General features: G+C 73.0%; 15 protein-coding genes. 10 read left to right on the top strand and 5 right to left on the bottom strand.

Features of this window, described 5'->3' with window-relative positions:
• The first annotated feature begins 10 nt into the window (after window positions 1–10).
• The 9 genes from V5O46_RS23465 to V5O46_RS23425 all read left to right on the top strand — a co-directional run bounded on the left by V5O46_RS23465 (window position 11) and on the right by V5O46_RS23425 (window position 10,000).
• Complete coding sequence (locus tag V5O46_RS23465) at window positions 11–1,000, top strand: polyprenyl synthetase family protein (protein ID WP_332886650.1); 990 nt, start codon at window positions 11–13, stop codon at window positions 998–1,000.
• Between the two features lie 27 nt (window positions 1,001–1,027).
• The gene (locus V5O46_RS23460) at window positions 1,028–3,100 is read left to right on the top strand and encodes a tryptophan 2,3-dioxygenase family protein (protein ID WP_332886649.1); all 2,073 of its coding nucleotides are present in this window, start codon (window positions 1,028–1,030) and stop codon (window positions 3,098–3,100) included.
• Window positions 3,101–3,228: 128 nt separating this feature from the next.
• The gene (locus tag V5O46_RS23455; protein ID WP_332886648.1) at window positions 3,229–4,254 is read left to right on the top strand and encodes a polyprenyl synthetase family protein; all 1,026 of its coding nucleotides are present in this window, start codon (window positions 3,229–3,231) and stop codon (window positions 4,252–4,254) included.
• Between the two features lie 74 nt (window positions 4,255–4,328).
• A complete protein-coding gene (locus V5O46_RS23450; protein ID WP_332886647.1) occupies window positions 4,329–5,510 on the top strand; it encodes a cytochrome P450 in 1,182 nt (393 codons plus the stop codon).
• Complete coding sequence (locus V5O46_RS23445; protein ID WP_332886646.1) at window positions 5,507–5,752, top strand: ferredoxin; 246 nt, start codon at window positions 5,507–5,509, stop codon at window positions 5,750–5,752. Before V5O46_RS23450 ends, V5O46_RS23445 begins: the two co-directional genes overlap by 4 nt.
• Window positions 5,753–5,799: 47 nt before the next feature.
• Entirely contained in the window at window positions 5,800–7,590 is a 1,791-nt protein-coding gene (locus V5O46_RS23440) for an FAD-dependent monooxygenase (protein WP_332886645.1), read from the top strand.
• A gap of 3 nt (window positions 7,591–7,593) precedes the next feature.
• Entirely contained in the window at window positions 7,594–8,019 is a 426-nt protein-coding gene (locus V5O46_RS23435; RefSeq protein ID WP_332886644.1) for a limonene-1,2-epoxide hydrolase family protein, read from the top strand.
• Window positions 8,020–8,021: 2 nt separating this feature from the next.
• Complete coding sequence (locus V5O46_RS23430) at window positions 8,022–9,215, top strand: acyl-CoA dehydrogenase family protein (RefSeq protein WP_332886643.1); 1,194 nt, start codon at window positions 8,022–8,024, stop codon at window positions 9,213–9,215.
• A gap of 26 nt (window positions 9,216–9,241) precedes the next feature.
• Window positions 9,242–10,000, top strand: a complete 759-nt coding sequence (locus tag V5O46_RS23425) for a transmembrane-type terpene cyclase (protein WP_332886642.1) — start codon at window positions 9,242–9,244, stop codon at window positions 9,998–10,000.
• Here the strand turns inward: V5O46_RS23425 and V5O46_RS23420 are convergent.
• The 4 genes from V5O46_RS23420 to V5O46_RS23405 all read right to left on the bottom strand — a co-directional run bounded on the left by V5O46_RS23420 (window position 9,993) and on the right by V5O46_RS23405 (window position 15,168).
• Window positions 9,993–10,640, bottom strand: coding sequence for a helix-turn-helix transcriptional regulator (locus V5O46_RS23420; protein WP_332886641.1), 648 nt, complete (start codon window positions 10,638–10,640; stop codon window positions 9,993–9,995). The two genes, V5O46_RS23425 and V5O46_RS23420, sit on opposite strands and share 8 nt — an antisense overlap.
• A 407-nt stretch (window positions 10,641–11,047) precedes the next feature.
• The gene (gene ispG / locus V5O46_RS23415) at window positions 11,048–12,199 is read right to left on the bottom strand and encodes a flavodoxin-dependent (E)-4-hydroxy-3-methylbut-2-enyl-diphosphate synthase (protein WP_332886640.1); all 1,152 of its coding nucleotides are present in this window, start codon (window positions 12,197–12,199) and stop codon (window positions 11,048–11,050) included.
• Window positions 12,196–14,154 (bottom strand): 1-deoxy-D-xylulose-5-phosphate synthase, encoded by a 1,959-nt coding sequence (locus V5O46_RS23410; protein ID WP_332886639.1) that lies wholly within the window; start codon window positions 14,152–14,154, stop codon window positions 12,196–12,198. Before V5O46_RS23410 ends, ispG begins: the two co-directional genes overlap by 4 nt.
• 12 nt (window positions 14,155–14,166) lie before the next feature.
• Window positions 14,167–15,168, bottom strand: a complete 1,002-nt coding sequence (locus tag V5O46_RS23405) for a 4-hydroxy-3-methylbut-2-enyl diphosphate reductase (protein ID WP_332886638.1) — start codon at window positions 15,166–15,168, stop codon at window positions 14,167–14,169.
• Window positions 15,169–15,366: 198 nt separating this feature from the next.
• On the opposite strand from V5O46_RS23405, the gene V5O46_RS23400 reads away from it, so the two are divergent.
• The gene (locus V5O46_RS23400; RefSeq protein ID WP_332886637.1) at window positions 15,367–16,197 is read left to right on the top strand and encodes an IclR family transcriptional regulator; all 831 of its coding nucleotides are present in this window, start codon (window positions 15,367–15,369) and stop codon (window positions 16,195–16,197) included.
• A 507-nt stretch (window positions 16,198–16,704) separates the two neighbouring features.
• Here V5O46_RS23400 and V5O46_RS23395 read toward each other — a convergent pair.
• Entirely contained in the window at window positions 16,705–17,298 is a 594-nt protein-coding gene (locus V5O46_RS23395; RefSeq protein WP_332886636.1) for a hypothetical protein, read from the bottom strand.
• Between the last annotated feature and the right edge of the window lie 18 nt (window positions 17,299–17,316).

Below are 17,316 nucleotides of genomic sequence, written 5' to 3'. Positions count from 1 at the left end.
CGTCGGGTTCATGACCGACATCGATGTGCCTCAGGTCGCCGACCCCGAAGTGGCGGCGATCGTACGGGCCGAGGTCGAAGGCCGGTGGCCGCACGACGTTTCGGGCCTCGACGAAATAGTGCGCTACGGATTGGTGCCCTTCGGCAAGATGATGGGCCCCTGGCTGGTGATCCGCTCCAGTCTCGCGGTGGGAGGTGACATAGCGACCGTCCTTCCCGCGGCGGTGGCCCTGGAATGCGTGCAGGTCGGCGCGATGATGCACGACGACATCATCGACCGCGACGGGGAGCGGCGCAGCAAGCCGGCCGCGCACACGGTCTTCGGGGAGTCCACCGCGATCGTCGGCGGGGACGGGCTGTTCTTCCACGGCTTCGCCGCACTGGCCGAGTGCCGGGACGCCGGCGTCCCCGCGGCGCGGGTGGCGCAGGCACTGGAGGTCCTGGCCAGGGCGGGCGTGCGGATCGGGGACGCGGCGCTCCGGGAGATCCGGATGAGCCGCGGCATCTGCTCCGTCGACACCTACCTCGGCATGATCGCGGACAAGAGCGGCGCCCTGCTGTGGATGGCCTGTGGTGTCGGCGCCACCCTCGGCGGAGCCGACGACACGGCCCTGAAGGCGCTCAGCGAGTACAGCGACCAACTGGGCATCGCCTACCAGATCCGCGACGACCTGATGGCCTACGACGGCACGCGCGCGGGCAAGCCGAACGTCTCCGACGTCCGCAACGGCCGCCCCACCCTGCCCGTGCTGCTCGCCCACGAACGTGCGCCCGAGCACCAGCAGCGGCGGATCGAGCGCCTGCTCGCCGACACCTCCGTACCGGTCGAGCAGCGCTACGAGGCCATGGCGGAACTGGTCCGCTCGTACGACGGGACGGCCGCCGCACGCGAGGTGTCGCACCGCCATGTGCAGCTGGCCGCATCAGCGCTGCAGGCCCTGCCGCCCGGCGTCCACCGGGACGCGCTGGCGGATCTCACCGTGCCCGGGCGCCTCGTGTAGCGCGGACCCACCCGAGGAGCTGGCCCGATGACCACCCCGAGCACCCCGACCTATGCGACGTACCTGCGACTGGACGAACTGCTCTCGCTGCAGCATCCGCTCACCCCGGCGGAGCAGCGGGACCTCAGCGACAGTGAACGGCTCTTCATCGTCGTGCACCAGGCCTCCGAGACCCTGCTCAGCCAGGCCCTCGTCGACCTGAGACACATCGGCGCCGGCCCGTGCGGGCAGCAGTGCCTCACCGATCGGACGGAACGGGCGACGCGGCTGGTGGACGCCCTGGCCGGACAGCTGACGCTGCTGCACCGCACGCTGCGCCGGGAGGACTTCCTCGCCTTCCGGGACCGGTTCGGCACCGCGAGCGGGCTGGAGTCGGAGCAGTTCATGGAACTGTTCTCACTGGTCAGGCGACTGACGAAGCCCGGCCGCGAGCACCCCCCGGAGCAGGCCCGGCGGTTCGGCGAGCTGACCGGAGCGGTGCGGCGCTGGCGGAGCACGCACCTGGAGCTGGTCGGCCACATGCTCGGTGAACTGCCGGGCACGGGCGCGACCTCCGGCACAGGTTTCCTGGCCGGCCGGCTGGACGACACTCCCGGGAGGCAGCACGGCACGGCGTGCCCGCTGCACGCCGACGGCACGCCGGGCCCGCCGGACGGCACGCCTGCGGGGGAGCCGGCCGCCGCACCGCAGCGGCCGGACCACGAGCACGCACCCGCCGTCCGGCCGCTGCGCACACCGACCGCACGGCCCCCGCTGGGCCATGTGGTCGTGGTGGGCGGCAGCGTGGCGGGGCTGCTCACCGCGCACGTCCTCGCGGACCACGCGGAACGGGTGACGGTTCTCGAACGCGACCACTACGAGGACCGTCCCGGACCCCGTGCCGGGGTGCCGCAGTCACGTCACACCCACGTCCTGCTGACCAGCGGGATGAACGCGCTGGGCGAACTGCTGCCCGGTCTGCTGCCCGAACTGGCCGACGCCGGCGCCCCGCGACTGGCGGTGCCGGGGGACCTCGGGGTGTGGCAGGCGGAGCAGTGGATCTCCCGCCGCAATCCGTCCCGGCCGGTCCTGACCCCCTCGCGCCCCCTCCTGGAGCACCGCCTGCGCCGGCGCGTCCTGGCCGGCTCCCGCATCCGCGTCCGGACCGGAGCCGAGGTGACGGGCCTGCTCGGCGAGCCCGGCCGGATCACCGGGGTCGCCGTCCGGGACCGCAGCGGCGCTCACCACGCCCGGCAGGAGATCACGGCCGACCTCGTGGTGGACGCCGCCGGCCGGGCCAGCCGTACGCCCCAGTGGCTGGCCGAGCTGGGCGGCCGGCCCCCCGCCGAGGAGGTGGTGGACACCGGGCGGGCCTACGCCACCTGCGTCTTCCACGCGGACGGCCCGGCCGCCGGTCTCAAGGGCTTCTACATCGTGCCCGACGCCGGGCAACCGCTCGGCGCGATCGTGCTGCCCGCCGAGGGCGACCGCTGGCTGGTCACCCTGTCCGGGCCGCGGGGCCAGGCGCCGCCCACCGACCCGGAGGGGTTCGTCGACTTCGCCGGCCTGCTGCCGCATCCCGCTCCGCACAAATGGCTGAGCACGGCGTTCCCGCTCACCCGGCCCGTGGGATACCGGCACACCGCCAACCGGCGCCGCCGCTACGACCGCGCGGGCCCGGGCCGTACCGGACTGCTCGTCGTCGGGGACGCGGTGTGCGCGCTCAACCCCGTCTACGGGCAGGGCCTGTCCGTCGCGGCCCTGAACGCGGTCGCGCTCAGGACGGCACTGGCAGGGGGCCGTACTCCTTCGGCGCACACCCTGCAGCGGGCGGTGCTGCGGTCCTCCCGCACGGCGTGGGAGGTGGCGACGGGCGCGGACAGTCCCATGCCGGGGGCGGCCGGCAACGCGGTGCGCTCCGGGCCCGGCGCCCGGCTGCTGAACCGGTACCTCGCCCGCGTACGCGATCACGTACCGGGTGATCCGGTCGTGTGCGCCGCCAACCGTGACGTCCTCTTCCTGCTGGCCCCGCCCCGCACTCTGCTCACCTCCCCCCGGGTGCTGCGCCGGACCCTGCTGGGCACCGCCGTGCCGACCCCCCGGGATCTGCCCACGCCATGACCGTTCACGAGCCGACAGTGAAGGTGCACGATGCGACACGCCACCGCGTTCCCGGACCCTCCGCGTGCGGACCGGCCCCGGACGCCCTCCCGTCTCCCGGCCCGCTCCGCGGGGGACCGGTGGGGCTCATGACGACGACACCGACCCGCAGTCTTCCCGCGGCCCTCGAGACCGGCCGCGCGATCCTGGGGCCGTCCCTGCGCGACGCGGTACGCGCCCACCTGGGCCCGGAGATGGCCCGGATCGCCGACTACCACTTCGGGTGGGCGGACGCCGCGGGCCGGCCGACCGGCAGCTGGGGCGGGAAGATGGTCCGGCCCACCCTGGCGCTGCTGTCCGCGCGGGCGGCGGGCGCGGCGGTCGCGGACGGCCTGCCCGCCGCCGTGGCCGTGGAGCTGGTGCACGACTTCTCGCTGCTGCACGACGACATCATGGACGGTGACGAGACCCGCCGGGGCCGGGCGACCGCCTGGACGGTCTTCGGCGTGCCGAGCGCCGTCCTGGCCGGCGACGCGCTGCTCACCGCGGCCACCTCCGCGCTGCTGACCGCGCCCGCCGCGGGAGCCCGCTCCGCCACCGTGTCGCTGATGACCGCCACCCGGCGGATGATCGACGGCCAGGCCGCCGACGTCGGGTTCGAACGACGCGACGACGTGACGCCGGCCGAGTGCCTGCGCATGGCCGGCGACAAGACGGGGGCCCTGCTCGGCTGCGCCTGCTCCCTCGGCGCCGAACTGGTGGGCGCCGGGCGGACCCTGGTCGCCGGGCTCGGCGCGTTCGGCGAGCACATCGGGCTCGCCTTCCAGCTCGTCGACGACCTGCTGGGCATCTGGGGCGATCCGGCAAGCACCGGGAAACAGGTGGGTGCCGACCTGCGGGTCCGCAAGAAGTCCCTGCCCGTGGTGGCGGCGCTCGACGCGCCCGGGACGGACGAGCTCCGCTCCCTGTACCGGCGTCCGGAGCCGCTGACCGAGCGGGACGTCCGGCGCGTCACCGATCTCGTCGAGCGTGCGGGCGGACGGGACTGGGCGCGGGACGAGGCGGCCCGCAGACTCGCCGCGGCGGAGGAGTGCCTCGCCGCGGCGGGCATCCCGGACGACGTGTGCGGCGAGTTCCTGGAGATCGCCGGGTTCGTCGTCGGCAGGCGGCTGTGAACCACGGCGGTACCGGCGCCGCCCACGCGACACCCGCGTCACATTCCCCCCGAAGGAACGAGAGAGGCGATCCCATGACCGAGTCCCCGGCCCGGACGATCCCCATCGGGGGCCGATCCGACGGCTGTCCGTTCGCCCCCGCCCCCGAACTGTACGAGGCGCAGCAGGACGACGCGCTGCGCCGGGTCAGGGTGCCCAGCCCGCTGCTGGGCGCGTTCGACGCCGTGGTCGTCACCCGGTACGAGGACGTCAGGAGCGTTCTCGCCGACGACCGGCTGCGCATGGGCGGGTCCATGCCGTACCAGGCGGGCAACCTGCTGAGCTACGACGGACCCGAGCACACCCGCCTGCGGCGGATGCTGACCGGGTCGTTCACGAGCAAACGGGCGCGGGAGCTCCGGCCGCAGATCGAGGGCGCCGTCACATCCGCGCTGGACGAGCTGGCGGAGGCCGGCCCCGGCGCGGACCTGGTGCAGCTCTTCTGCACCCCGATCCCGACGTTGGTCATCTGCGAACTGCTGGGCGTGCCCTACGGCGACCGTGCGGAGTTCCAGCGCCGCACCGCGCTCGCGCTGGACTTCACCCAGAGCCGCGAGGTGCAGATGGAGAAGGCGGCCGAGATGGAGGCCTACATGGCCGGCCTCGTGGCGCGCCACCGCAAGGCCCCGGGCGACAACGTGCTGGGCCGTGTGGTGCGCGACTTCGGCGACCAGCTGACCGACAGCGAACTGGCGGGCATCGGCAACATGCTGCTCATCGCCGGGCACGAGACCGTCGCCAGCACGCTCTCGGCCGCCGTCGCCCTGCTGTTCCGGCATCCCGACCAGCTCGCGGTGGTACGCGACGACCCCTCGGCGACCGACGGTGCCGTGGAGGAGCTGCTGCGGTACTGCGCGCCGGCGGTCATCGTGCCGCGCCAGGCGTCCGGGACCATCTGCGTGCGCGACCAGGAGATCGCGGAGGGCGAGCGGGTGGTGGCGTCCGTACTGGCCGCCAACCGGGACCCCGGCGCGACGACCGGCCGGGACGACCTGGACCGGCTGGACGTGCGCCGCCCCGTGCAGCGGCACCTCACCTTCGGTTTCGGCCCGCACCAGTGCCTCGGCCAGCAGCTGGCGCGCATGGAGCTGCGGGTCGCGCTGCCCGCACTGTTCACCAGGTTCCCCACACTGCGTCCGGCCGTCCGGGACGACGAACTCGACTACCGGACCCAGGCGCTGGTCTTCGGCGTCGACACCCTGCCGGTCACCTGGTGACCGGGGACCAGGAGGCGGGGGCGATCCTGCGGGCCGAGGCCGACGGGAGCCGGTGCCTGGCGGTCGGCAACTGCGCCGCTCTCGCCCCGGCGGTCTTCGACCAGAGCGACGACGACGGCACCGTGGTCCTGCTCGACGCGACGGTGCCGCCGCACCAGCGCGAGTCGGCCCGGGAAGCCGCCCGGCGATGCCCGGCCGGCGCCATCGCCCTGTACGAGAGCGCCCCGGCGCACGACGCGTGACCGGCCCGCACCGCCCAGAAGTCCGCCCGACCCCCAGGGGAAATCCCATGCTTGACACAGACGTGCCCGTTCTCGTTGTCGGTGGAGGCGGCTGCGGACTCGCCGCGTCGGTCCTCCTGTCCGACGCGGGCGTGCGCCATCTGCTGGTGGAGCGCCGCGAGTCCACCTCGGTGCTCCCCCGGGCGCACTATCTGAACCAGCGCACCATGGAGATCTTCCGGCAGCACGGGATGGCCGACGACGTGTACCGGATCAGCGCCCCGCCGGCCCACATGAGTCAGGTCGCCTGGTGCACCTCGCTCGGCGGCGACGGTCCCCTCGACGGCCGGGAGCTGCACCGGATGGACGCCTTCGGCGGCGGCAGCACGGCCGGTCCCTACGCGGCCGACAGCCCCTGCCCCTCGACCAACCTCCCGCAGCACCGGCTCGAACCGCTGCTGCGCCGGCACGCGGAGCAACGGGCGCCGGGCGCCCTGCTCTTCCACCACGAGATGGAGGGGCTCACCCAGGACGAGAACGGCGTGACCGCGCGGATCACCGACCGGTCCACCGGCAGGACGGGCGTCGTGCGGGCCCGCTATCTGCTGGGCGCCGACGGCGGCCGGAGCATCGGCAGATCGCTCGGTGTGCCGATGGACGGCGCCGGCGGCGGGTTCACCATCGTCTCGGTCCACTTCAGCGCGGACCTTTCGCCTTGGTGGAGCGGTGACTCGGTGCTGATGACCCACATCGTCAGCCCCGACGGCGAGGTGGCCGTCGTCGTCGCGGCCGGACCCGGCTGGGGACTGGCGTCCGAGGAATGGGCGCTGCACTTCCGGGTTCCGCCCGGTGCCGCGGCGGACCTCGGCACGGAGGCGGTCGAGAGGAGGGTGCGCGGGCTGCTGAAGCTGCCCGGGGACCTCGACGTACGGATCCACCACGTCAGCGAGTACCGCCCGGAGGCGGTCGTGGCCCGGACCTTCCGGGCCGGCCGGGTCTTCCTCGCCGGGGACGCCGCGCACCGCCAGCCGCCCTCCTTCGGCGGCGGCCTGAACTCGGCGATCCAGGATGTGCACAACCTCGCCTGGAAGCTCTCGGCGGTGCTCGGCGGCCGGGCCGGCGACGCGCTGCTCGACTCGTACGAGTCGGAACGGCTGCCGGTGGCCGCCCGCAACGTGAGCTGGGCGATGACCAGCCTGCTCAACTACGGTGTGCTGTTCGCGAGCCTCGGCGTGGTACCCGGGCAGCCGGAGACCACCCGGGCCAACCTCCGCGAACTCCTCGCCGACACACCGATGGGGCAGACGCGGCGGACCGTGGTGCGCGAGGTGTTCGGCACCCAGCGGATCGAGTACCAGGCGCACGACATCGAGCTGGGCCACCACTACACGTCGGGTGCGGTGCTCCCGGACGGCACCCCGCCGCCGCCCCGGGACCCCATGGGCGCGGTATACCGTCCGCTCACCCGGCCGGGGCACCGGCTGCCGCATGCATGGCTGCGGCACGGCGACACCCGGCTGTCGACGCACGACCTGGTCGGCGGCCGGGCCGGCTTCGTCCTGATCACCGGGCCGCTGGGCGAGGGCTGGGCGGTCGCGGCCAAGAAGGCGGCGGACCGCCACGGGGCTGCGCTCGCCGTGGTGAGCGTCGGGAGCAGACCCGGCGCGGCGGACTACTGGGACGCCGAGGGCGCCTGGGCCGCGGTGCGGGGGACCGACGACGACGGCGCCGTCCTGGTGCGGCCGGACCAGCATGTCGCGTGGCGCAGCGGACAGGCCGGCCCGCACGCCGACGAGGAACTCGGCGAGGCGTTCAGCCGCGTCCTCGGCCGCTCCGACGCGACGACCACCGGGAGCTGAGCCGTGCCCTCCACCGAGCCCGTACCCGGGCCCTCCACCGAACCCTCCACCGACGGCGAGCGTGTCGTCCACGCGTTCCTGACCCGGATGGGGCCGACCCCGGCCGAGGTCAGGAGGACCGTGGACGGCTTCCTGACCGACGACTGCGTGTGGGAGAACCCCGGAGCCCCGGTGTGCCGGGGCAAACCGGAGATCTTCGCCCTCCTGCCCGCCGACTTCGCGCGGCTGGAGGTCAGGTTCCGGCACCTGGCCACGGCCGCGGACACCGTGCTGGTCGAGCGGATCGAGGACATGTTCCGTGCCGACGGCACCCCGATCGCGCTGAACCTGAAGGTCATGGCGGCGTTCGAACTGCGCGGCGACCTGATCAGCGCCTGGCGGGACTACTACGACCCCACCCATCTCATCTCCGAGCGCCCGGACCGGTGACCATGACGTACAACCGAACCGACCCGACGGAACTGCGAGCCGAACTGGTCGGCAGGGTCCACAAGTTCGGCCCGGTCCTCGCCGAGGGCGTCGCCGAGGGGGAGCGGGAGCGCAGGCTGCCCGACGCCACGGTGCGGGCCGTGGAGGCGTCGCAGGTGGGCATGTTGTGGACCGCGGGCGCCTACGGCGGACTGGAGACCGATGTCCGCACGCTGAGCGAGGTCACCAAGGCCCTGTCCCACTACTGCCCGTCCACCTCGTGGGTGGTGAACAACATCAACGGGTCCAACCTGCTCGCCGCGAAGTTCCCGCAGGCGGCGCGGGACGAGGTGTTCGGCGGCCACCCCGGCGCCAAGCTGGCCTCGGTCTTCGCGACCGCGGGCACCGCGGTGCGCACCGACGGCGGGTACCTCCTCACCGGCACCTGGCCGTACGCCACCGGGATCCTGCACGACGACTGGGCGATCCTGGTCGCCAGGGAGCTGGACGCGGACGGCGAGCCCGTCGGCGGGCTGTCCCTGCTGGTGCCGGTCGCGGAGGTGACGGTCGAGGACACCTGGCACACCGTCGGGATGCGGGCCACCGGCAGCCACACCGTCGTGCTCCGGGACGCCTTCGTCCCGGCGCACCGGGTGATCTCCGCGGAGACCCAGCGGGGACGGGAGAACACCACCGACGCCGGTCTGCCACCGCTGTTCCGGACGGCCGCGATCGCGGCCATGGCCGTCATCTGCGCCTCCGTGGTGATCGGTATCGGTCAGGCCGCGTGCGCCCATGTCGTCGACAAGGCGCCGGGACGGCCCATCGCGCCCAGCAGGTACACCAGCCAGCCGGAGTCACAGACCTTCGTGTCCGCGCTCGGCCGGACGGCCCTGCAGATCGACGCGGCCGAGCTGCACGCCGACCGGGCCGCGGACGTGCTCGATCAGGCCGCCCACCACGCCACCGGGCTTCCGGAGAGCGAACTCCTGCGCATCCGCGGGGACGTCGGCCAGGCGGTCAACCTGGTCACGGTCGCGCTCGACGAGCTGATGTGGGCCCACGGGGCGGCAGCCTTCGCCGAGTCCAACCCCCTGCAGCAGTACTGGCGGGACGCCAACACGGCGGCCCGACACGCGATGCTCAACCCCCGTATCGGCCACGAACTGTACGGCGGGTCGTTCTTCGGCCTGGCGCCCGTGGTGCCCAGCCTCTGACCCGACCGGCCACCCGAAGGACTTCCATGGCCTGGCTGCCCCCCTTCCTCATCCCCATGTCGCAGGTCGCCCCGGTCACGGTGGGGCCGGCCGACGTTCCGGACGGACTCTTCTGGGCCGTCGCCGGACCCACCGCCGTCGGCTGGGTCCTGACCTATGTGCTGGCCATCCGGCAGGCCCTGCTGGACGGGCGGGTGGCTGTCCCCGCCTACCTGGTGGCGGTGAACTTCGCGTGGGAGTTCAGCCTGACCTTCCTGCTGGAGCAGACTCCGACCCAGCGTCAGATCAACGTGCTCTGGGTGCTGTTCAACGCCGTCCTGCTGTACCAGGCGGTGCGGCTCGGGCCGCGCGACCACCCCGCGCTGTCACCGCGGGTCTTCCGGTGGACCTTCGCCGGCGTGCTGGTCTGGGCGTCGGTCGTGATCGTCGCGGCGGCGAACGAGTTCCACGACCGGGACGGGATGTACACCGGGATGATCATCCAGGTGCCGCTGAGCGCCTCGTTCCTGCTGATGCTCAGGCGGCGCGGGTCCAGCGTGGGGCAGTCGATGCACATCGCCGCCGCCAAGCTCGTCGGATCCCTCTTCGCCGGGCTGACCGCCTTCGTCGTCTACCCGTCCCACCACCTGCTCCAGGTGCTGGTGCCGACGTACATCGCCCTGGACATCGCCTATGTGGTCCTGCTGCGCAGGACGATGCGGCGGGAGGGACGGCCGCTGTGGGCGCTGCGCGCACCGGCGGCCGTCCCCGGGACTCCGGCCCGGTCCGGCGCCCCGGTCAGATGACGCCGCTGCGCAGCGCGTACGCCACCGCGTGAGGCCGGTTGCGCAGGTTCAGACGCCGGGTGACCCCGAAGATGACGCGTTTGACCGCCCGTTCCGACAGGAACATCTTGTCGGCGATCTCGGCGGTGTCCAGGCCCTCCGACATCAGCCGCAGCACCCCGATCTCCCGGGGGGTCAGCCCGGAGGTGTGCAGCCCGTGCGGCGACAGCACCTCGCGCTGCATCCGCTCGATCTGCCGGAGCAGCTCACCGAGGAGGGTGGAGGGCAGGGCGCCCCCGCCGGACGCGGCGGTCAGCACCGCCTCCTCGATCCGGTCACTGGTGGCGGCGGCCCGCGGCAGCACCGCGACCACCTTGCACTCCACCGCGATGAACAGGTCGGCCCGGTCGATCTCGGACGGGATCAGCACCACCGGTACGCCGAGAGTGTCCTTGATCCTGCGGAGTAACGAGGTCACCTCCACGGTCATCCGCTCCGCGACGACCACCGCCACGTCGGCCGGCTCCGGGCGTTCCTCCGAGACGAGCTCGACGCCGGCCGCGGCACCGAGATGACCGCTGATCGCCGAATGCGTCAGCGGATCCGGGGCCCGAACCAGTGCCTTTACCGTACGTATCGTGGTGCTGGCGTCAGTGATCATAGCGAGACCTCCAGGAATTGGGCAGCGTGTGCGCCGGGCATTCCGTTGCCGTGCCGGGCGTCGATCGTGGTGCATTTCCGAACCGGGTGCCGTCCGATTCTGCGCGGTTTTGCCGCGGTATCGTCGCCCACCGCATCAGAAAAGGGCGACGTGGCAGATCAGAGCGGTCTCGGAGCGGACTGGGAGGTGAGGTCCCGTCTGTGAAGAGTCGTAACCCGTCGTTTACTCGGCGTTTTTTTCCGGGCCGGCGTCAAGCTGCATGGTGCAGGAGGCACGTCAAAGCTCCCCGAGAGTGGCCTTATATGGTCATTGACAGTCGGAAAGGCGACGTGAAGAACCATACTGTGGCCGACTTCGGGGAGCCGGGTGTTCGGGTTGTTCTTGTTCCCCCAAGGGGATTCCCTCGTTCAGCCGGTGACGACGGTCACCGGCCCCGACGCGGCCGGGTCCATCGCCTCGGCGAGACTCAGCGCCTCCTCGATCAGCGTCTGGACGATGCGGTGCTCGGGAACGGTCCTGACGACCTCTCCCCTGACGAAGATCTGCCCCTTGCCGTTGCCGGACGCCACCCCGAGGTCGGCCTCGCGCGCCTCCCCGGGACCGTTGACCACGCACCCCATCACCGCGACCCGCAACGGCACCTCCATGCCCTGCAGCCCCGCGGTGACCTCGTCGGCGAGCTTGTACACGTCCACCTGGGCCCGGCCGCAGGACGGACACGAGACGATCTCAAGCTTCCGGGGCCGCAGGTTCAGCGACTGCAGGATCTGCGCACCGACCTTGGCCTCCTCCACCGGAGGCGCCGACAGGGACACCCGGATGGTGTCACCGATGCCCTGGCGCAGCAGCGCCCCGAACGCGACGGCCGACTTGACGGTGCCCTGGAACGCCGGCCCCGCCTCGGTGACGCCCAGGTGCAGCGGGTAGTCGCAGCGTTCGGCGAGGATCTCGTAGGCACGGATCATGATCACGGGATCGTTGTGCTTGACCGAGATCTTCAGATCGTGGAAGTCGTGCTCGGCGAAGAGCGAGGCCTCCCACAGCGCCGACTCGGCCAACGCCTCCGGGGTGGCCCTGCCGTACTTCCGCATCAGGCGCGGGTCCAGCGAGCCCGCGTTCACCCCGATCCGGATCGGCGTGCCACGGTCCCGGGCCGCCCGGGCGATCTCGCCCACCCGGTCGTCGAACTTCTTGATGTTGCCGGGGTTGACGCGCACCGCGGCGCAGCCGGCCTCGATCGCGGCGAAGACGTACTTCGGCTGGAAGTGGATGTCGGCGATCACCGGGATCTTGGACTTCCCGGCGATCGCGGGCAGCGCCTCGGCGTCGTCGGCGCTCGGGCAGGCGACGCGGACGATGTCGCAGCCGGCGGCGGTGAGTTCGGCGATCTGCTGCAGGGTGGCGTTGACGTCGGCCGTGACCGTGGTGGTCATCGACTGCACCGAGACCGGGTGGTCACTGCCGACCCCGACCGCCCCCACCCGCAGCTGTCGGGTACGTCGGCGAGCGGCGAGCGGCACGGGCGGCGGAGCGGGCATACCGAGCGCGACCTGGGTCACCGGAGTGTCCTTTCCCCGTCGGGTGCGGGTGCGAGAGCGGTACTGGACGAGGGCGTGAGATCCGTACTGGACGAGCGTGTGAGATCCGTACTTGGCGAGGGCGTGAGATCGGTACCGGATGCGGATGGGCGAGCGGCACCCGACGCCGCTGGGCGAGCGGCACCGGGTGCGGGCCGGTGGGCAGCCGCCACCGTGCCGTGCAGGGCGAGCGCGGTCCCGGCGATGGACTGCGCGGTGAGGCCGTGTTCGGCGAGAATGCCGGGCCGGTCACCGTGACTCAGGAACTCCCGGGGCAGCCCCAGACCGTGCACCGGCGTGGTGATCCGGGCGTCGGCGGCGGCCTGCGCCAGCGCCGTGCCCACACCCCCGGCACGCACCCCGTCCTCGACGCAGAGCGCCAGCCGGTGCCGGGACGCCAGATGGACCAGGGCGGGATCGACCGGCAGCACCCAGCGCGGGTCGACGACCGTCACCCCGAGGCCCTCCCCGGCCAGCTGCTCCGCCGCGCGCACCGCGGCGCCCGCGAGCACCCCGGTGGAGACGATCAGCACGTCCAGCGGCCGGGACCGGGTGCGGTGCAGGATGTCCACGCCCTCCATACGGGTCAGCGCGGGGATCTCCGGGCCGCTGCCGCCCTTGGGGAACCGCAGCGCGGTCGGACCGTCGTGCGCGGACACCGCCTCGCCCAGCAGCTCGGCGAGCCGGACCGGGTCACGCGGTGCGGCGACCCGCATCCCCGGCACCGCGCCCAGCAGCGCGAGATCCCACATGCCGTGGTGGCTGGCCCCGTCGGGACCGGTGACCCCCGCACGGTCCAGCACGAACGTCACCGGCAGCCGGTGCAGCGCCACGTCCATCATGATCTGGTCGACCGCACGGTTGAGGAACGTGGCGTACAGACAGACCACCGGGTGCAGACCCCCCATGGCCAGCCCCGCGGCGCTGGTGACGGCGTGCTGCTCGGCGATGCCCACGTCGACGACCCGCTCCGGGAACCGCTGTGCGAACCGGTGCAGCCCGACCGGCCGCAGCATCGCGGCGGTCAGCGCGACCACGTCGGGCCGCTCGGCCGCGATCCGCTCCAGCTCCTGCCCGAACACACCGGTCCAGGAGGGCGGGGAGCCGCCCCGCGACCGGCCCGTCACCGGGTCGACGACACCGATGCCGTGCATGTGGTCGGCCTCGTCGTTCTCGGCCGGGGCGTAGCCGCGGCCCTTCTCGGTCACACAGTGGACGACCACCGGCTGGTCCAGCCCCGCCGCGAGACGGCACGCCTGCTCGACGGCGGCGATGTCGTGCCCGTCCACCGGCCCGAGATAGGCGAAGCCCAGGGTCTCGAACAGGTTCTGGCCCCGGTACCGGCACCTGCGCAGGTCGGCCAGATGACCGGCCAGCGAGCCGACCGTGGGATCGTAGGAGCGGCCGTTGTCGTTGAGGACCACGACCACCGGCCGGTCACCGCCGCCGATGTTGTTCATCGCCTCCCAGGCCATGCCACCGGTCAGCGCGCCGTCCCCCACCACCGCGACCACGCGGCGCTGCTCCTCGCCCAGCAGCCGCTGCGCCCTGGCCAGGCCGTCCGCGTAGGACAGCGCCGTGGAGGCGTGCGAGTTCTCCACCAGGTCGTGCGGGGACTCCTCGCGCAGCGGATAGCCGGACAGACCCCCCGCCGCACGGAGCGAGCCGAAGGCGTCCTGCCGGCCCGTCAGGATCTTGTGGACGTAGGCCTGGTGGCCGGTGTCGAACACGATACGGTCCGCCGGGGAGTCGAACACGCGGTGCAGTGCGATGGTCAGCTCCACCACGCCGAGGTTCGGGCCGAGGTGCCCGCCGGCCGCGCAGACCCTGTCGACCAGGAACTCCCTGATCCGGCCCGCCAGCGCGGGCAGCTCCTCCGGACTCAGCTTCTTCAGCTCCTCGGGGCCGGTGACCCGGCCGAGCACAGTCGGTGACACGTCTCTCCTCGCTCAGCTGGAAGGGTCGTCCGCGGCCCGCCGGGCGTCGCCGCGGACGGCCGGGGGAAGGTCGAAGTGCACGGTCTCGCGGGCGATCTCGCGTTCCTCGACCCGGACCGGACCGAAGTCGCCCAGCCTGGTCACCACCTCCGTGACCAGCGCGGGCGGTGCCGAGGCGCCGGCCGTGAGCCCCACGGTGCGTACTCCCGCCAGCCATTCCGGCCGGATGTCGCCGGCCCGGTCGATCAGCTCGGCCGGGGTGCCCCCGCGGCGCGCGAGCTCCACCAGACGGACCGAGTTGGAGGAGTTCCGCGAGCCGACGACCAGGACGAGGTCGGCCTCCGCGACGATCGCCTGCAGCGCGGCCTGCCGGTTGGTGGTGGCGTAGCAGATGTCCTCCGACGGCGGCTCCTTCAGCTGCGGGAACCTCTCCCGCAGCGCGCCCACCACCTCCGCGGTCTCGTCGACCGCGAGCGTGGTCTGGGTCAGATAGGAGATCCGCCGCCCGTCGGCGGGGGCCAGCTCGCGGGCCTCGTCGGCCGACTGGACCAGCATCATCGACTCCGGCGCCTCGCCGAGCGTCCCCTCGACCTCCTCGTGCCCGGCGTGGCCGACCAGCACGACCGTGTCGCCCCGGGCCGCGAAACGGCGCGCCTCGGCATGCACCTTGGCGACCAGGGGACACGTTCCGTCGATGACCTCGAGGCCGCGCCGGGCCGCCTCCTGGCGCACGGCGGGGGAGACCCCGTGCGCGGAGAACACCACCGTGGCGTCGTCGGGCACCTCGTCCAGCTCCTCGACGAAGACCGCGCCGCGACCGGCGAGGTCCTCGACGACGGTGACGTTGTGCACGATCTGTTTGCGGACATAGACGGGGGAGCCCCGCGTCCGAAGAGCCTGCTCGACGATCTCGATGGCCCGCTCGACACCTGCACAGAAGGACCGGGGACCGGCCAGCAGCACACGGCGGGCGATGCGGTTCTCGGGTGCGACGTCCGCGCTCACATCAGCCATGCCCGGGACAGTAGGAAGGCCGGGGCCGCCCGCTCAACGCCGGTTTCCGGTTTCCGGAACGGTCGTGGCCGTGGTGTCCGGAACGGTCGTGGCCGTCGTGTCCGCAAGGGGCGTGGCCGTCGAAGGGGACCGGTCCGAAGACCCCACGGGACAGCACCACCGCCCGATCTTGAGCCCGTCGTCCGGACGCCGGTAGCCATGGACCAGCCGGGTGACTGCTTCAGCGACGGGAGTATCGCGGTGGACGGTGAACCGAACCCTCAGGCGCTGCTCGCGAGCGAGCCCGGGCCCGAGGGAGGACCGCTGCGCAGGGCGCTCGCCGTCCTCGAAGCGCTGGCCGAGGCGTCGCGGCCGCTGACCCTGTCGGAGCTGTCACGTCTGGTGGACCTGCCCAAGTCGACCCTGCACCGTCTGCTGCGGGTGCTGACCGACATCGGCCTCGCCGTCCGGATGGAGTCGAAGTCCTACGAACTCGGCGCGTATCTCTTCCGGCTGGCGGCGACCAGCGGTCCGGCCGGAGTGCACCGGCTCAGCTTCGCGATCACCCCCTTCCTGATCGAGCTGTTCCAGCTCACGAACGGCATCGTCAGCCTCGGCACCCTCTCGGGCACGAGGGTCCAGCATGTCGGCACCCTCTACGGTCAGGAGCACGTCCGGCTCGCGATGGCACTGCGCGGGCCGGTCCCGGCGCACACCTCGGCGGCGGGCAGACTGCTGCTCGCCATGGCCGTGCGCAACCCGGCGGACCTCCGGACCACCCCGCCGGCCGGCCCGCGCACGGGGCCCGCCGTGGCGGACTCGATGCGGCGCGAGTTCGCCCGCATCCGGCGGACCGGACTGTCCTACGCGCGCAGCGCCGCCATCCCCGAACTGGTCGAGCTGGCCGCCCCGGTCCGCCTCGGCAGAACCGGCCCGGTGGCCGCGGTCGTCGTCGGCGACACGGTGCACAGCAAGGATCTGCGCGGCGCGGCACGCATCCTGCTCAGAACCGTCGACGCCATCGAACAGAACCTGACGGGGACGGGCTGAGGGCTTTGCGACCGCCCTGCCGGGGGGCCTCGATGTCCCGCCGGGACCACATCATCGTGGGCAGCGCGATGACGGGCGCGAGCCAGAAGTGCCCCGTGGCCCTCGCGGAGCCGGCGCCGCCCCCTACCTGCCGCCAGGGACATGACGTCGCACAGAGCCGGGTGCCACGTGACCCCGGACTCCGGTCCGGCGCGGCACCCGGACCCCGGAACCCGGTCCGGCGCCGCGACTTCAGGCCGGTCACCCGCCCCGCCCCGCCCCGCTCCGTCGACGACCAGGTCGTACCCGATGCCCCCGTAGAGGGCCGGAGTCCGGCTGATCCGGTGCTCGGGTTGCACGGTCTCTACGCCCCGCACGATCCGACCGGGCTGCATCCCCGGCCGGATCGTCCACTGCCGGCCACCACGGCGCCCCGCGGCGGCGAGATCGGCGAGACGGTCCCGACGCCGGTCCCGTCAGCCACGCTCCCCGGCCTCGGCGGCCCCACGAGGCCCGGGCGTGCGCGACTCACGGCCGGAACAGGGACTGCAGCTTGGCCACCCGGCCCTCTCCGTCGAAGCTCAGGTCGTACCCGATGCCCGGGGCGAGCCTGGGGTCCAGTTGCTGCAGCAGGGTGACGAACTCGGCCTGGGAGGACGGCAGCGGCTCGCCCCGGCCGGCACCGGAGGCATCGTCGCCGCGCACCGGGGTCGTCAGCAGAATCCGGGCGTCCTCGGCCATGGTCACGGTGGTGAAGTCCCCGGTGCCGGGGATGATCTCCCACGTGTCGAACCGGGTGTTGACCTCCTTCTGGGCCGGCCGCACCGACAGACGGGTCAGTCCGCCCTCGGTCCAGGCCCGGTCGATCGTGACGAACTGCTTGGTGCCGGCCCACGCGGACCCACCGGCCGACGCCTGTACATCCTGCGAACCCGCACCGTCGTCCGACGGGGCGGCCGTCCCGCCACCGTCGGCCGGTGCCGTCGCCGTGGCGTCCGTCGCCGCGGCGGTTCTGGGATCCGTGGGCTCCTCGCCCTTCTCGCCGCATCCGGTCAGGACGAGGGCGCCGAGGGCGGCAACGGTGAGCAGGCGCATGGTGGCCCCGTGACGTGCGGCAGACATGGTCAACGTTCTCCTGGA

Source organism: Streptomyces poriticola (assembly GCF_036689765.1).
GTDB classification, from domain to species: Bacteria; Actinomycetota; Actinomycetes; order Streptomycetales; family Streptomycetaceae; genus Streptomyces; species Streptomyces poriticola.
This window is presented reverse-complemented; position numbering and strand designations above follow the sequence as displayed.

Bases quoted from the DNA above. Each gene is read 5' to 3' on its own strand.
- V5O46_RS23395 (WP_332886636.1), bottom strand. From the start codon at position 17,298: ATGTCTGCCGCACGTCACGGGGCCACCATGCGCCTGCTCACCGTTGCC.
- V5O46_RS23420 (WP_332886641.1), bottom strand. From the start codon at position 10,640: ATGATCACTGACGCCAGCACCACGATACGTACGGTAAAGGCACTGGTT.
- V5O46_RS23465 (WP_332886650.1), top strand. From the start codon at position 11: ATGACCGACATCGATGTGCCTCAGGTCGCCGACCCCGAAGTGGCGGCG.
- V5O46_RS23430 (WP_332886643.1), top strand. From the start codon at position 8,022: ATGACGTACAACCGAACCGACCCGACGGAACTGCGAGCCGAACTGGTC.
- V5O46_RS23450 (WP_332886647.1), top strand. From the start codon at position 4,329: ATGACCGAGTCCCCGGCCCGGACGATCCCCATCGGGGGCCGATCCGAC.
- V5O46_RS23440 (WP_332886645.1), top strand. From the start codon at position 5,800: ATGCTTGACACAGACGTGCCCGTTCTCGTTGTCGGTGGAGGCGGCTGC.
- V5O46_RS23455 (WP_332886648.1), top strand. From the start codon at position 3,229: ATGACGACGACACCGACCCGCAGTCTTCCCGCGGCCCTCGAGACCGGC.
- V5O46_RS23405 (WP_332886638.1), bottom strand. From the start codon at position 15,168: ATGGCTGATGTGAGCGCGGACGTCGCACCCGAGAACCGCATCGCCCGC.
- V5O46_RS23425 (WP_332886642.1), top strand. From the start codon at position 9,242: ATGGCCTGGCTGCCCCCCTTCCTCATCCCCATGTCGCAGGTCGCCCCG.
- V5O46_RS23400 (WP_332886637.1), top strand. From the start codon at position 15,367: ATGGACCAGCCGGGTGACTGCTTCAGCGACGGGAGTATCGCGGTGGAC.
- V5O46_RS23460 (WP_332886649.1), top strand. From the start codon at position 1,028: ATGACCACCCCGAGCACCCCGACCTATGCGACGTACCTGCGACTGGAC.